Annotated in this window: 16 protein-coding genes; 11 read left to right on the forward strand and 5 right to left on the reverse strand. The window is 76.3% G+C overall.

What is annotated here, in order from left to right; all coding sequences use genetic code 11:
- Positions 1 to 44 precede the first annotated feature (44 nt).
- Both VGB14_00680 and VGB14_00685 read right to left on the reverse strand, forming a co-directional pair.
- Positions 45 to 1,397 carry a HAMP domain-containing sensor histidine kinase gene (locus VGB14_00680; protein HEX9991417.1) on the reverse strand — a complete coding sequence of 451 codons (1,353 nt, stop codon included), beginning with the start codon at positions 1,395 to 1,397 and terminating at the stop codon, positions 45 to 47.
- A 3-nt stretch (positions 1,398 to 1,400) separates the two neighbouring features.
- Positions 1,401 to 2,087, reverse strand: a complete 687-nt coding sequence (locus tag VGB14_00685; GenBank protein HEX9991418.1) for a response regulator transcription factor — start codon at positions 2,085 to 2,087, stop codon at positions 1,401 to 1,403.
- A gap of 114 nt (positions 2,088 to 2,201) precedes the next feature.
- Between VGB14_00685 and VGB14_00690 the strand changes: the two genes are divergently transcribed.
- On the forward strand, positions 2,202 to 2,834 hold the full coding sequence (locus VGB14_00690) for a hypothetical protein (protein HEX9991419.1): 633 nt from the start codon (positions 2,202 to 2,204) through the stop codon (positions 2,832 to 2,834).
- Between the two features lie 25 nt (positions 2,835 to 2,859).
- On the opposite strand, the gene VGB14_00695 is transcribed toward VGB14_00690, so the two are convergent.
- On the reverse strand, positions 2,860 to 3,744 hold the full coding sequence (locus tag VGB14_00695) for a hypothetical protein (protein HEX9991420.1): 885 nt from the start codon (positions 3,742 to 3,744) through the stop codon (positions 2,860 to 2,862).
- A complete protein-coding gene (locus tag VGB14_00700) occupies positions 3,741 to 4,232 on the reverse strand; it encodes a GNAT family N-acetyltransferase (GenBank protein ID HEX9991421.1) in 492 nt (163 codons plus the stop codon). Before VGB14_00700 ends, VGB14_00695 begins: the two co-directional genes overlap by 4 nt.
- Positions 4,233 to 4,281: 49 nt before the next feature.
- On the opposite strand from VGB14_00700, the gene VGB14_00705 reads away from it, so the two are divergent.
- From VGB14_00705 to VGB14_00720, 4 genes are all read left to right on the forward strand, one after another.
- The gene (locus VGB14_00705) at positions 4,282 to 5,244 is read left to right on the forward strand and encodes an MOSC domain-containing protein (GenBank protein HEX9991422.1); all 963 of its coding nucleotides are present in this window, start codon (positions 4,282 to 4,284) and stop codon (positions 5,242 to 5,244) included.
- A complete protein-coding gene (locus tag VGB14_00710) occupies positions 5,241 to 5,627 on the forward strand; it encodes a RidA family protein (protein ID HEX9991423.1) in 387 nt (128 codons plus the stop codon). Before VGB14_00705 ends, VGB14_00710 begins: the two co-directional genes overlap by 4 nt.
- Positions 5,624 to 6,265, forward strand: coding sequence for a class II aldolase/adducin family protein (locus tag VGB14_00715; protein HEX9991424.1), 642 nt, complete (start codon positions 5,624 to 5,626; stop codon positions 6,263 to 6,265). The genes VGB14_00710 and VGB14_00715 overlap by 4 nt, the downstream gene beginning before the upstream one ends.
- A 105-nt stretch (positions 6,266 to 6,370) precedes the next feature.
- Positions 6,371 to 7,414 carry a right-handed parallel beta-helix repeat-containing protein gene (locus tag VGB14_00720; protein HEX9991425.1) on the forward strand — a complete coding sequence of 348 codons (1,044 nt, stop codon included), beginning with the start codon at positions 6,371 to 6,373 and terminating at the stop codon, positions 7,412 to 7,414.
- A gap of 28 nt (positions 7,415 to 7,442) precedes the next feature.
- Here VGB14_00720 and VGB14_00725 read toward each other — a convergent pair whose 3' ends face one another.
- Positions 7,443 to 9,476, reverse strand: a complete 2,034-nt coding sequence (locus VGB14_00725) for an ATP-binding domain-containing protein (GenBank protein HEX9991426.1) — start codon at positions 9,474 to 9,476, stop codon at positions 7,443 to 7,445.
- A 112-nt stretch (positions 9,477 to 9,588) separates the two neighbouring features.
- On the opposite strand from VGB14_00725, the gene VGB14_00730 reads away from it, so the two are divergent.
- From VGB14_00730 to VGB14_00755, 6 genes are read left to right on the forward strand one after another with little or no spacing between them, the layout of a single operon-like run.
- The gene (locus VGB14_00730) at positions 9,589 to 10,044 is read left to right on the forward strand and encodes a DoxX family protein (GenBank protein HEX9991427.1); all 456 of its coding nucleotides are present in this window, start codon (positions 9,589 to 9,591) and stop codon (positions 10,042 to 10,044) included.
- Between the two features lie 47 nt (positions 10,045 to 10,091).
- Entirely contained in the window at positions 10,092 to 10,283 is a 192-nt protein-coding gene (locus tag VGB14_00735) for a ferredoxin (GenBank protein ID HEX9991428.1), read from the forward strand.
- A 9-nt stretch (positions 10,284 to 10,292) separates the two neighbouring features.
- The gene (locus VGB14_00740) at positions 10,293 to 11,516 is read left to right on the forward strand and encodes an FAD-dependent oxidoreductase (GenBank protein ID HEX9991429.1); all 1,224 of its coding nucleotides are present in this window, start codon (positions 10,293 to 10,295) and stop codon (positions 11,514 to 11,516) included.
- 54 nt (positions 11,517 to 11,570) lie between these two features.
- The gene (locus tag VGB14_00745) at positions 11,571 to 13,025 is read left to right on the forward strand and encodes a hypothetical protein (protein HEX9991430.1); all 1,455 of its coding nucleotides are present in this window, start codon (positions 11,571 to 11,573) and stop codon (positions 13,023 to 13,025) included.
- A gap of 10 nt (positions 13,026 to 13,035) precedes the next feature.
- Positions 13,036 to 13,671 carry a lysoplasmalogenase family protein gene (locus VGB14_00750; protein HEX9991431.1) on the forward strand — a complete coding sequence of 212 codons (636 nt, stop codon included), beginning with the start codon at positions 13,036 to 13,038 and terminating at the stop codon, positions 13,669 to 13,671.
- Between the two features lie 22 nt (positions 13,672 to 13,693).
- Entirely contained in the window at positions 13,694 to 14,185 is a 492-nt protein-coding gene (locus VGB14_00755; GenBank protein ID HEX9991432.1) for a DUF4333 domain-containing protein, read from the forward strand.
- The last annotated feature ends 106 nt before the right edge of the window (positions 14,186 to 14,291 follow it).

The following is a 14,291-nucleotide window of genomic DNA, read 5'->3' on the forward strand; positions in this document are numbered from 1 at the left end:
CCGCCGACGGACCCCCGACGCTACCCACCCCGGCGCCGGCAGGGTCAGGTGCGCTGGCGCCGGCGGCGGCCGATGCGGCGGCCGCCGTTGTCCGACGGCTTGGCCCCCGTGGCGGCGTCCGCCCGCGGCGGGGCGAAGCGCAGCTCGATGCGGGCCCCGCCGCCGTCGCGGTTGCCGAGCACGATGCAGCCGCCGGCCGCCTCGGCCGTGCGCCGGGCGATGTCGAGCCCGAGACCGGTCGACCCGCCGCCGCTGCGGCCCCGCTCGAGGGCGCTCGCACCGGGCAGCCCCGGGCCTTCGTCCTCGACGACGAGGGCCGGCGCCCCGTCGATGTCCTGGATGCTCACGCAGAACCGCGTGCCCTCGTCGGTGTGGGCGAAGACGTTGCCGAGCAGGGCGTCGAGGGCGGCGGCCAGGTCGTCCCTCGTGACGGCGACGGGGCAGGGGCCGTCGGGGATGGCGGTCGTGAACTCGCGGTCCTGGTCCTCGGCCAGCACCTCCCAGAAGGCCACCCGCTCCCGGGCGACGGCCGTGAGGTCGGTCTCGGCCCGCACGCCCTCCCGCACGGGGCGGCGGGCCTCGGTGATGAGCCGGTCGACGGCCCTGGCCAGGGCGTCGACGTCGGCGGCCAGGCGCTCGGCCTCCTCGGGGTGGCGCAGGCTCTCGACGTCGAGGCGCAGCGCGGTGACCGGCGTGCGCAGCCGGTGGGACAGGTCGGCCACCGCCTCCCGCTCGGCCGTCAGCAGCTCGTCGATCCGGTCGGCCAGGAGGTTCAGCGCGTGGCTGACCTCCACGATCTCGGGCGGGCCGGCCGGCTGCACGCGCGCCGCCAGGTCGCCCCGCTCCAGCCGGTTGGCCACCCCGGCCAGGTCCCGCACCGGGGCGACGATCGAGCGGGCCAGGCGGTCGGCGACGACCATGGACAGGGCGACCAGCCCGACGCCGAGCACGCCGAGCAGCAGCCAGGCCGTCCGCACCCCGGCCGTCAGGGTCGAGTCGGGGACGAAGACGCGGATGACGTCGGTCGTCCCGCCCGCGACCTCGACGGCGATGAGGATCTGGCGCCCGCCGACGTCGTCGGCGATGAACGACCGCCCCTCCCGGGCCCGCAGCACGTCGGTGTCGGCGTCGGCCGGGTGGCCGAGCATGGTGCCGTCGCCCAGGTAGACGGTGATGTCGTTCGGGCTGCGGGCGTCGCTGCTCTCGACGATCCGGGCGAGCGTCTCCCGGTCGGTCACGCCGCCCACCGTCGAGATCAGGCCGGTCGCCTCCCGCTCCGCCGCGCTCGTGGCCCGGTCGACGGCGATCGTGCGCACCAGCACGGCCAGCGGCACGACGAAGGCGAGCACGATCATCGACGTGAGCGCGGCGGCGGCCAGCGCCAGCTGCCGGCGCACCGGTCAGGCCTGTTCGGGGTCGACCAGCCTCACGCCGACGCCGCGGACGGTCCGGAGGTACCGCGGCTCGTTGGCGGACTCGCCCAGCTTGCGGCGCAGCCACGAGAGGTGGACGTCGACCGTCTTGTCGGCCCCGCCGAAGGGCTGCTGCCAGATGTCGGCCAGGAGCTGGCGCTTGGAGACCACGTCGCCGGCCCGGGCCGCGAGGTAGTGGAGGAGGTCGAACTCCTTGCGGGTGAGGTCGAGGGCCCGGTCGCCGAGGTGGGCCTCCCGGCTGCGGGGGTCGACGCGGAGCTCGCCCACCTGGATGGCCCGGTCGCCGTCCTCGTCCCGGGAGCGGCGCAGCAGGGCCCGGATGCGGGCGTCCAGCTGGTCGGCCGAGAACGGCTTCACGACGTAGTCGTCGGCGCCGGCGTCGAGGGTCCGCACGATCTCGTGCTCGTCGTCCCTCGCGGTGGCGACGATGACGGGGACGGCGCTGACCGCCCGCAGCATCTTCAGCACCTCCCGGCCGTCGACGTCGGGGAGGCCGAGGTCGAGGACGACGACGTCGGGCGGGTCCTCGAGGACCTGGTGGAGCCCGGCCATGCCGGTCGATGCCGACCGCACCGCGTGACCGCGCTCGTCGAGCGCCCTGGCGACGGCCTGCCGGATGGCGGGGTCGTCCTCGATCAACGCGATGACGGCCATGGGGGAAACGGTACGCAGGCCGCGGACGTCGGGCGAGGGACGGTACGCACCCACAAGGGGGATTTAGTCGCCCGTTAGGCCGGATCGGGGGCCCCGTCGGCGACAATTGCCGCCGTGCGCCGTCGCAGCATCCTCATCGCCGTCTGGCTGGCCGGCACCGTGCTGGCGACGTCGCTCGCCTGGTCGGCGGTCAGCCTGGTCGGCGCGAGGGTGGGCGAGCAGCAGGCCGCGGCCACCGACCTCGTCGTCGCCGAGCGGGCCCCGTCGACCCAGGGCGCCGGGTCGCCGTCGACCACCACGACCGCCGTCGTCGTCACCGAGGTGGCGAGGGGCGGGCAGGCGTCGTTCACCTGCGTGGACGGGGAGCCGGCGCTGGTCGACGCCTCCCCGAACCTCGGGTGGGAGCGCGACACCCGGGCCCCCGACGGCCAGGTGTGGTTCGACCACGACGGCGACGACTCCGCCATCCTCGCCACCTGCGAGGCCGGCGTGCCGATCGTCGAGGTCAGCGAGGACGACTACGACGAGGACGAGCCGGCGACGTCGACGACGGTCGCCACCACCGCCGCCCCGCCCGCCACCACGGCCCCGGCGGCCACCGCCCCGCCGACCTCGTTCGACGACCACGGCGCCGACGACGACCACGTCGACTCCACCGACACGACCTTCGACGACCACGGCGGGGACGACGGCGGCGGTGGGGACGACGACGGCGGCGGCGACGACCACGGCGGCGACGACGACTGACCCCTGAGGGGGGCGGCCGCCGCGCTCAGGCGCGGATGGCGGCGCTCGCCTCGGCGAGGGCCTCGTCCAGGCGGCCCTCGCTGTTCACGACCACGTGGTCGTAGTAGGGGCGGTAGTGCTCCACCTTGGCGGCGTTGCCGAGGCGCTCCTCGATCTGCTCCGGGGTGTTCACCCCCCGCTGGAGCAGGCGGGTGGCCAGGTCCTCCCTGGGCGCCGTGATCAGCAGGGTGACGGCCTCGGGCAGCAGGCGCTTCACCCAGCGCACCCCGCCGAGGTTCATCACGCCCAGCGCGCTGGCCCCGCCGACGACCGGCGGGAGGGCGACGTCCCAGGCCAGGCCGTAGCTCATGCCGAACTCGAAGTGGCGGTACTCGAGGAACCCGCCGGCCGCCGCGGTCTCGGCGAACGAGTCGGCCGACACGAACACGTACTCGGCGTCGTCGTCGGGGCTGCGGCGCTGGCGGGTGGTGTGCCGGCGCACGTAGTGGAGCCCCTCGTCCCGGACGAGCGCGTGGGCCAGGGTGGTCTTGCCCGACGCGCTGGGGCCGTCGACGAGGACCAGCCGGCCGGCCCCTTCGCCGGCCGCCGCGAGGCGGGCGCGCCACGTCCCGGCGGCGGCGTGCATGGCGACGAGGTGGTCGTAGGGCCAGCGCAGGACGTCGGCCTCGTCCACGGCCAGCGCCGTCGTGACGACCTCGGCCTCGGTCGCCGACCCGGCGCACACGGCGACGAACGTGCCGACGTCGGCGACCTCGTCCACGTGCACGACCCAGCCGTCCCGCGAGAACGAGCGCCGGGCGGCCACCCCCGGCTCGGGGTCGACCTCCACCGGCCGGCCGCCCAGCCGCTCGCAGGCGTCGACGACGGCCGCCGGGTCGTCGCACCACGACCGCACCTCCACCCCGCTCACCAGCGCAGCTCCAGCTCGAGCTCGTCGCGGATCGGGATCCCGTCGTCGCCGGTCTCCGGGATCTCCGGCTTCAACCGCCGCGACCCGGCGACGGCGCCGACGTGGGCGGCGGCGAGCACCATCCCCCGCCGCTGGTACCACCGGAAGGCGGCCGTGTTGTCGTTGGTGGTGATCAGCCAGAGCCGCCGGCAGCGGCGGCGCCTGGCCTCGGCGGCGGCCGCGGCGAGCAGCGCCGAGCCGGCGCCCCGCCCGGGGACGGCGGCGTGCAGGGTGACGACCTCGAGGTCGTCACCGTCGGGCCGCCACGTGAGCAGGGCGAGGCGGTCGCCGCCGGGCGCCTCGGCGACGAGCCCGTCGAGGTCGGCGGGGTGGAACAGGCGGCCGCGGGAGACGACCCTGGCGCTGTGGTGCGCGGCGAGGAACGCCTCCACCCAGCCGCGGTCGGCCGCGCCGGCGGTCCGCGCCTGCACCCGGTCGGCGTCGTCCACCGCCGCAGTCTGGCCCACGGGCGGGGCGGGACCGGCCAGACTGGCGGCCGTGCCCGTCGAGACCTGCGCCGGGTGCCGCTTCGACGGCGCCGACGTCACCACCACCGACGCCACCCGGTCGGTGCGCACGGCCGCCACCCGCTGGCGCCACCACCTCGAGGGCATCGGGCTCGACGCGCTCACCGCCCGCACCGCCGGCCGCTGGTCGGCGGTCGACCACCTCGCCCGGGACCGGGACCTCACCGCGGCGATGGCCGACGTGCTGGCCGCCATGGCCGGCGACGCCCCGCCGGTCGCCCGCCTCGACCTGCCCGACCCGCCGGCCGCCGAGGAGCCGGTGGGCGTCGTGATCGAGACGCTCGACGAGGCGGCCGCCCGCCTGGTGGAGGCGGTGGCGGGCTTCGGCCGGGACGGGTGGCGGCGCACGGCGACCGTCGACGGGGTGGAGGTGGACGCCGCCTGGGTGCTGCGCCACGCCGCCCACGCCGCCGAGCACCACCCGCTGCTCGCCGGCCGGGCCCTGCGCGACGCCGGCGCCGGCGCGCCGACCGCGACCGGCTCGGTGGCCCAGGTCAGCGTCAACCGGGGCGGCGTCCCGAAGGAGCCGGTGCCGTCGGCCCGGATCGGGCGGCGGGGCCTGGCCGGCGACCGCCAGGCGACCCGGCGCCTGCACGGCACGACTTGGCAGGCCGTGTGCCTGTGGTCGCTGGAGCGGATCGACGCGCTGCGGGCCGAGGGGCACGAGGTGTTCCCGGGCGCCACCGGCGAGAACCTGACCGTCGCCGGGCTCGACTGGTCGACCGTCCGGCCCGGCGTGCAGCTGCGGGCCGGCGGCGCCCTGCTGGCCGTCACCGCCTACGCCACGCCGTGCCATCAGAACGCCCGCTGGTTCCTCCGCGGCGACCCCATGCGCATGCGCCACGAGCGCCACCCGGGCTGGAGCCGGGTCTACGCCACCGTGCTGGAGGACGGCGAGGTCCGCACCGGCGACCCGGTGGTGGTGGAGCCGTGAGCGACCGCCGCCGGGTGTCGTCGGGGTCGCCCTACGAGCCGGTGATCGGCTTCAGCCGGGCCGTGCGGGTCGGCGACCGGGTGGTCGTGGCCGGCACCGGGCCGATCTGGCCCGACGGGTCCTGCGCCCCCGACCCGGGCGACCAGGCCCGCCGGTGCCTGGAGATCATCGAGACCGCGCTGCTGGCCGCCGACGCCTCGCTGGCCGACGTCGTCCGCACCCGCATGTACGTCACCGACGCGGCCGTGGCCGACGCCGTCGGCCGGGCCCACGGCGAGGTGCTGGGCGAGGTCCGCCCGGCGTCCACCATGGTCGTCGTCGCCGGCCTGGTCGACCCCCGCTGGGTGGTCGAGATCGAGGCCGAGGCGGTGGTCGAGCGCTGACCGTCACCCCCGAGGACGTCCTCGCCGCGGCCAAGGGGATGCTGGCCGCCGGCCTCGTCGCCGGCACGGCCGGGAACGTCTCCGGGCGGCTGGCCGACGGCACGGTGTGCGCCACCCCGTCGTCGCTGCCGTACGGGCCGATGGAGGTGGCCGACCTGGTCGTCGTCGACCGGGACGGCACCGTCGTCGACGGGAGCCGCCCGCCGACCTCCGAGCTCGCCCTCCACCTCGCCTGCTACCGCGCCTTCCCCGAGGTGCACGGGGTCGTGCACGCCCACCCGGTCCACGCCAGCGCGTTCGCCGTCGTCGGCCGGCCCGTGCCCGCCGTCATCGAGGAGGCCGTGCTGTTCGTCGGCGGCGACGTGCCGGTGTGCGGCTTCCGCGCGACCGGGTCGGCCGCGCTCGGGGAGGAGGCCTGCCGCCACCTGGCCGACCGGGGCGCCGCGCTGCTCGCCAACCACGGCCTGGTCGCCGTCGGCCGCGACCCCGACGACGCCCTCCACGTGGCCACGGTGGTGGAGCGGGTGGCCCACGTCGCCTGGGCCGCGTCGGCGCTCGGCGCCGCCGTCCCCGTCCCCCCGGACGCCGTCGGCGCGCTGGCCCGCGCCTACCGCGCCCGGCGCGCGTCGTCGCCGTAGCCGGCGCTACGTTCCGCCCCGGGCGGCGGCCTGTCCGACGACGACGAAGGAGCACTGATGCGGCTACGTCGGTTGCTGGGAGCCGGCCTCGCGGCTGGCCTGGGGATGCCGGTCGCGCTGGCGTCACCGGCCGCGGCGGCGACGATCGTCGTCGGCCCGGGGCAGTCCATCCAGGCCGCCATCGACCGGGCCGACCCCGGTGACGTCGTCGTGGTCGAGGCGGGCGTCTACCGCGAGCAGCTCAACATCTACGAGGACAACATCACGCTGCGGGGCCAGAACGCCGTCCTGAAGCCGCCGCGCCAGCTGCGGCCGAACAACTGCGCCGACGGGCCCGGCCAGCCGAGCCGCGACGGCATCTGCATCTTCGCCGGCGTGAACGAGCAGGGCACCATCCAGATCTCGAACGTGCGCGTGTCGGGCTTCTCGGTCCTGAACTTCCCGGGGACCGGCATCCTGGCCCTGTTCGGCGACCGGGTGACGATCGAGGACAACCGGGCCGTCGACAACGGCGAGTACGGCATCGCCGCCTTCAGCTCGCAGCGCACGACGTTCCGCACCAACCGGGTCGAGGGCAGCTCCGAGGCCGGGCTCTACCTGGGCGACACGACGGGGCCGGGGAACCTCGTCACCGGCAACTACGCCGCCGGCAACGGGCTGTTCGGCCTGTTCGTCAGGGACGCGCTGGGCGGCACGGTCAGCGGCAACACCGCCGTCGACAACTGCTCGGGCTTCATGTTCCTCGACACCCCGTCGAACGGGGTGGGTAACACCGCCGGCTGGCGGATCACCGAGAACGTCGCCTCGCACAACGACGAGGTGTGCACGCCCGACGACGAGGGCGACCCGCCGGTGGCCGGCGCCGGCATCGTCCTCCTCGGCGCCCAGAGCACCACCGTCGAGGAGAACACCGTCCAGGACCACGACGGGCGCGGCAACCCGTCCATCGCCAGCGGCGGCATCGTCCTCGCCGACGCCACCGAGCTCGGCGGCGGCGTGGCGGCCGCCAACGTCATCCGCTTCAACACGGCCCGCCGCAACCTCCCGAACGACATCGACGCCAGCGGTGCCGCCGGGGTCAACATGATCAAGCACAACGTCTGCCAGCGGAGCGACCCGGCCGAGCTCTGCCAGCAGTCCAGCCCGTAGCGGGCGGGGCCGGGGGGCGGCCGCCCGCTCAGGCGGCGGCCGCCCCCCGCAGGGCCCCCGGCAGCGGCCGGGCGTGCACGAGCGTGAGGTGCTGCACGGCCCTCGTCATGGCCACGTAGAGGGCTCGGACCCCCCTCGGCTCGGCGGCGACGACGGCGGCCGGCTCGACCACCACGACGGCGTCGAACTCGAGGCCCTTCGCCGCCGCCGGCGGGAGCAGGGTGACCCGCTCGCCGAGGCCGACCCGCAGCCCCGACCCGACGGCCACGCCGGCGTCGCGCAGCGCGGCCTCGAGCGGCCCGAGGTGCTCGGCGACGGCGATCACGCCGACCGACGACCACCGCTCGGCCGCCGCCGCCACCGCCCTCGCCGCCGCGGGGACGAGGTCGCCGGGGGTCGGCGCGGTGACGACCGCCGGCGGGTCGCCGGCCGTGCGCACCGACCGGGCGGGGCGGACGTGGGGCGCGGCCTCGGGCAGCAGCCGGTTGGCGACGTCGAGGATCGGCCCCGGCACCCGGTAGCCGAGGCCGAGCTCCTCGATGCGGGCCTCGGCCGGCCCCCGGAGGTGGACGAGCGCGTCCTCCCACCGGTCCTGCCCCCACGGGCTGGTCGCCTGGGCCAGGTCGCCGAGCACGGTGAGCGACCCGGTCGGGCTGCGGCGGGCCACCATCCGCAGGGCCATGGCCGACAGGTCCTGGGCCTCGTCCACGACCACGTGCCCGTAGGTGGCGGGCACGCCGTTCAGCAGGGCCTCGGCCTCGTCGAGGAGGGGCACGTCGGCCGCCGTCCACGGCTCGTCGTCCACCCGCTTGGCCGCCGGCCGGCGCAGCAGCGCCTGCTCGGCGGGGGAGAGGACCCCCTCGGCGGCGCGGGCCATGGCCCGCCGGTTGGAGAGGAGGCGGCGGACGAGGGCGGCGGCGCTGAGCGCCGGCCACATCCGGCCGACGGCGGCGGCGAAGGCCCGGTCGGCCCGCAGCTCCTCGAGGAAGCGGTCCTCGGGGGCCGGCAGCGCGGCCTGGCGGCGGTGGACGTCCCAGGCCAGGCGGTGCATGCGGCCCCGGAACACCTCCCGGCCGGCGGCGAAGGTGCCCGTCCGCTCCACCGTCGAGGCCATCACCTCGGCCACGTCGGCCGCCGGGACCCTGGCCCGGCCCGACGTCAGGACGACGTCCACGTCGCCGTCGGGCGGGGCCAGGTGCTGGTGCATCGCCCTGGCCAGCACGGTCGCCATGCGGGCGTCGCCCTTCAGGGTGGCGGTGGCCGCGCCGTCCTCGGCCCGCACCCGCCACCGGGCCCCGGCCAGGGTCTCGACCGTGGCCTGCACGACCGCCGTCTCGCCGAGGGACGGGAGGACGGCCGAGATGTAGCGCAGGAACACCCGGTTCGGGCCGACGACGAGCACCCGCTGCTCCTCCAGCACGCCCCGGTGCTCGTAGAGGAGGAAGGCGGCCCGGTGGAGGCCGACCGCCGTCTTCCCCGTGCCCGGGCCGCCCTGCACGACGAGGAGGGTGTCGAGCGGGGCCCGGATGACCACGTCCTGCTCGGCCTGGATGGTGGCGACGATGTCGCGCATCTCGCCCGTCCTCGCCCGCTCCAGCTCGGCGAGGAGGGGGTCGGGCACGCCGCCGCCGGTCACCGAGTCGGGGTCGTCGAAGCGCTCGTCGAACAGGTCGACCACCCGGCGGGCCTCGACGAGGAACCGGCGCCGCCGGTCGAGGCCCATGGGGTCGCGGACCGTCGCCCGGTAGAACGGCGTGCTGACCGGCGCCCGCCAGTCGACCACGACCGGCTCGCCCGACCCGTCCTCCACGTGGCGCCGCCCGACGTGGAACGTCTCGCCGTCCTCGGTGTCGAGGCGGCCGAAGCACAGCACCGTGCCGGCCTCGTCCATCGTCGCCAGCCGCCGGCGCAGGTGCCAGGCCGCGATCGCGCCGTCGACCGCCCCGGCGCTCAGGTCGTCGGCCGCCGCCATCCGCGCCGTGCGCTCCCGCATGGCGGCCAGGCACTCGTAGGCCCGGTCGAGGTGGGCCTGCTCCTCGTCCAGGTCGGGGTGGGCGCTCACCTGCCCTCCTTCCTCGCGCACGCGCGACGACGAGCCCCGAACGGCGAGGACCGGGGGGTCCACCGTGCGGGGCTTGGGGCGGGAAGGGTAGCGGGCTGCGTAGGGTGCCGCCATGCGCACCACGTGGCTCGACGTCTGGGAGTGGCTCGCCGTGCTCCGGATCGGCCTCGGCCTGTGGTGGCTCGAGAGCTGGCGGCACAAGGACAAGCGGGGCTGGTTCGAGCGGGGGACCGGGATCGCGTGGGCGTCGTCGGTCGCCGAGAAGCACCGCTGGGGGTTCGTGCGCACCGGCTTCCAGCGGGTCGTCGCCCCCCGCCCGAAGGTCATGGCCCACGTGGTCGTGTGGGCCGAGCTGGCCATCGGCCTCGGCCTGGTGTTCGGCTTCCTCACCCCGATCGCCGCCGTCGGCGGGCTCGTGCTCAACGTCCTGTACTTCACGCTGATGGTCCACGACTGGGCCGAGCAGGGGCAGAACGCGATGATGGCGCTCATCTCGGTCGTCGTCCTCGGGGCCCACGCCTGGGCGACGTGGTCGCTCGACGACGCCCTCGGGCTGTTCGGCGCCTGAGGCGCGGATACGCTCGCCTCGACGACGGCGGAAGAGGGGGTTGAACGGTGAAGGTGGTCGTTGACTTCGACCTGTGCGAGTCGAACGCTCGCTGCATGGTGGCCGCGCCCGAGGTGTTCGAGGTGCGCGACGACGACTTCCTGTACGTGCTCCAGGAGAGCCCACCCGAGGAGCTGCGGGCGAAGGTGGAGGAGGCGGCCAGGGTCTGCCCCCGGCACGCCATCACGATCGAGGGCTGACCGGGGGCTGTGCGGTCGGTCGTCGTCGTCGGGGGGTCGCTCGCCGGCCTGAGCGCCGTCGAGCAGCTCCGCACGGCGGGGTTCGACGGCGAGGTCGTCGTCGTCGACGGCGAGCCGCACCGGCCCTACGACCGGCCGCCGCTGTCCAAGGAGGTCCTCACCGGCAAGTGGGGGCCGGAGCGGACCACGCTGCGCTCCGACGACCAGCTGGCCGCCCTCGACGTCCAGTGGGAGGCGGGCCGGCGGGCCACCCACCTCGACCTGGGCGGCCGCCGGGTCGAGCTCGACGACGGCCGCGCCCTCGACTTCGACGGCCTGGTGATCGCCACCGGAGCCGTCCCCCGGCGCCTGCCCGGCACCGAGGGGATGGCCGGGGTGCACGTGCTGCGGACCCTGGACGACGCCATGGCGCTGCGGGCCGAGCTCGAGGCCGGCCCCCGCCGGGTGGTCGTGGTCGGCGCCGGGTTCATCGGCGGCGAGGTGGCGGCCTCGGCCCGCACCCGGGGGCTCGAGGTCACGATCCTCGAGGCCCTCCCGGCGCCGATGATCCGGGTGCTCGGCGAGGAGATGGGCCGGTTCGTGGCCGACGTGCACCGCGACCACGGCGTCGACGTGCGCTGCGGGGTCGGGGTGGCCGGCTTCGAGGGCGACGGCCGGGTCGAGGCCGTGCGCCTCGGCGACGGCACGGTGGTCGACGCCGACGTCGTCGTCGTCGGCATCGGCGTCACGCCCGACACGGGCTGGCTGCACGAGTCGGGGCTCCCGCTGGCCGACGGCGTCGTGTGCGACGAGACCTGCCTTGCGGCGCCGTGGGTGGTGGCCGCCGGCGACGTCGCCCGCTGGCCCCACCCGATCACCGGCGCGCTGGTGCGGGTCGAGCACTGGGACCACGCCATCGCCCAGGGCCGCCACGCGGCCAGGCGGCTGCTGGCCGGCGACGGCCCCGGCGAGCCGTTCCGCCCCGTCCCGTGGTTCTGGAGCGACCAGTACGACCGCAAGTTCCAGGTCGCCGGCTGGTGGGACCCGCACGGCGAGACGAGGGTGGTCGACGGGTCGCCGGCCGACCGGGCCTTCGTCGCCGTGTGCGAGCGGGACGGGATGGTGGCGGGCGTGCTCGGCGTCAACAAGGCCAGGGCCGTCGCCGCCTACCGGGCCCGGCTCGAGGCCGGCCTGCCGTGGGACGACCCGGCGGCCAGCGATCCGGCCGCACTGTTCCCGCCCCGCCCGGCCTAGGATCAGGGGACCGCGCCGGCGGCCAGCCGGCGCCCGGGAGGGGGATCTCCGAACATGCGCCTGTTCCGCCGCGCCGCGGCGGCGACCGTGCTGGTCGCCGGCCTCGTCGGCCTGCCAGCCGCGGCCACCGCCACGGGCTCGACCGCCGCCGCCGGCAGCGGCAGCCCGAACCTGACGCCGGTCGCCCACGTCCCGCTGACCGGCGGCCCGTCCGCCCCGGGCGGCGGCGGCAGCGACATCGAGTTCACCACCGTGGACGTCACCGGCCTCCCGGGCTCGGGCGGCGCCACCGGCGTGCACACCTTCGCCCTCGCCGGCAGCCTCGGCCGCGGCCTCCAGATCGTCGACGTCACCAACCCCCGCCGGCCGAGCGCGCCCCGCGTGTACGACTGCCGGGTGAGCCAGGGCGACGTGCAGGTCTTCCGGCGCGGCACCCGCACGCTCGTCATCTACGCCGCCGACTACGGCGTCACGCTCGGCTCGGCCTGCTACACCCAGCTCACCGCCCTCGGCGTCAACGTCGGCAACGGCCTCGGCTCGGTCATCGTGGACGTCACGAACCCGTACCGGGTGAAGGCCGTCGGCTTCGTCAAGGAGCCGACCGGCAGCCACAACACGACGATCCACCCGTCGGGCAGCTTCCTCTACAACTCGAACAGCGACTTCGACAGCAACGGCACGATCGAGGTGTTCGACCTGCGCGGGGCGCGGCTGCGCTCGCCGGTCAAGGTACGGACGATCACGCTCACCGGCGGGTCCGACAGCCACGACATCACGTTCAACGAGGCCGGGACGAGGGCGTACTCGGCGGCCCTCAACCACACGGTCATCCTCGACACGACCGACCCGGAGAACCCGTCGGTGATCGGCCGCATCGTCGACCCGACCATCCAGATCCACCACCAGGCCGACCCGGTCACCGTCACCGACCCCGTCCTCGGCATCCGCACCCTGCTCGTCGTCACCGACGAGGTGAACGGCGGCGGCAACGCCCCCTGCCCGGGCGGCGGCCTGCACATCTACGACGTCACCGGGCCCCGCGAGACGGCGCCGGTCAAGCTCGGCGCCTGGTTCATCTCCGCGGTCACGGCGGCCGACGGCCGGGGCTGCACCTCGCACGTCCTGCGCATGCACCCCGACGAGGGGATCATGACGATCGCCTGGTACCGCATGGGCGTCCGGGTGCTCGACATCTCGGGCCTCGGGTCGGTCACCCAGGGCCAGACGGCGTCGCCCATCGAGGAGATCGCCTACTACGTCTTCGACGACGCCAACACGTGGTCGGCCAAGACGCCGTCGATCGCCGCCAACGGGTCCTTCTACCTGTTCGGCAACGACATCGCCCGGGGCCTCGACGTGTTCCGCTTCGACCCGACCGCGGCCCAGGCCGACGACCCTGGCGTGTGGGTGCCGGCCGCCGTCGGCTCGGCCCTGCCGACCGCCGCCCGCTCGGTGACGGCCCAGCCGACCGGGCAGCGCTTCACCTGCGTCATCCCCCTCGACGCCTGACCTCGGCGCCGTGACGGCCGCCGCCGGCATCCTGCTGGCGGCGGCCGCCGTCGGCGCCGTCGCCGACTGGGCGGCGGTCGGCACCGGCCGCCGCCGGCTGGAGGCGGTGGCCAAGCCCGCGACCCTGGCGCTGCTCGTCGGCGCGGCGGTCGCGCTCGACCCCGCGTCCGGGGCGGCGAGAGCGTGGTTCGTCGTCGCCCTCCTCGCCTCCCTGGCCGGCGACGTCGCCCTCCTGCCCGCCGTGGAGCGCTTCACGGCCGGGCTGGCCGCCTTCCTCGCCGCCCACCTCGCCTACGTCGCCGGGTTCCTGGCCGACGGCCACCACGCCGCCCCGCTCGCCGCCGGCGCCGTGCTCGTCGTCGCCGCGCTGGCCACGGCCGGGCGGGCCGTCGTCCGGGGCGCCCGCCGCCGGTCGCCGGCCCTCGCCGGGCCGGTCGCCGCCTACGCGCTCGCGCTGGCGGCCATGGTCGTCGCCGGGTGGAGCACGGGCGAGGCGGCCGCGCTGGCCGGCACCACCCTGTTCCTCGTCTCCGACGGGCTGCTGGCCTGGGACCGGTTCGTCGCCGCCGCGCCCGGCGGCCGGGTCGCCGTCCACGTCACCTACCACCTCGCCCAGGGCCTGCTGGTGGTCTCCCTGGCGTCCTGAGCCGCCGCTACCCTCGCCCCCCGTGCGCCGCATCGCCGCGATCGCGCTCCTCGGGCTCCTCGCCGCCTGCTCGCTGAGCGACGACCTCGACATGGTGAAGGCCGAGTCGGCCCTGCGCAGCGAGATCGCCCGCCACTACGGGGTCGCCGTCGACGAGGTCGCCTGCCCCGACGAGGTGGCGATGGAGGACGGCGGCACGTTCACCTGCCGGGTGACGGTGGCCGGCCAGGAGCTGCCCGTCGAGGCCACCCAGGACGACGGCGACGGCAACGTCACGTTCGAGGCGACGGCGGCGGTGATCGACGTCGTCGAGAAGACGGCCGAGCTCCAGGAGGCGATCGCGGCGGAGAACGCGGGCGCCCACCTCCGCCTCTACTGCGGCGACCGGCCCGTGCTGGTGCTGGAGCCGGGCGGCACGTTCGACTGCCTGCTCGAGGGGCCGGACCTGCCGCTGCGGCGGGTGGTCGTGACCGTCGAGGACGTCGACGGGGCGACCACGTTCACGACCGGCTGACGGCGTCCAGGCGGGCGAACCACCGCCCGCCCGCGCACCACGTGCCGGCGAGGGCCAGCCCGGCCGGGCCGGCCAGGCCGGCGGCGGCGTCCACCGCCACCCTGGC

This window comes from Acidimicrobiales bacterium (assembly GCA_036399815.1).
Lineage (GTDB): Bacteria > Actinomycetota > Acidimicrobiia > Acidimicrobiales > DASWMK01 > DASWMK01.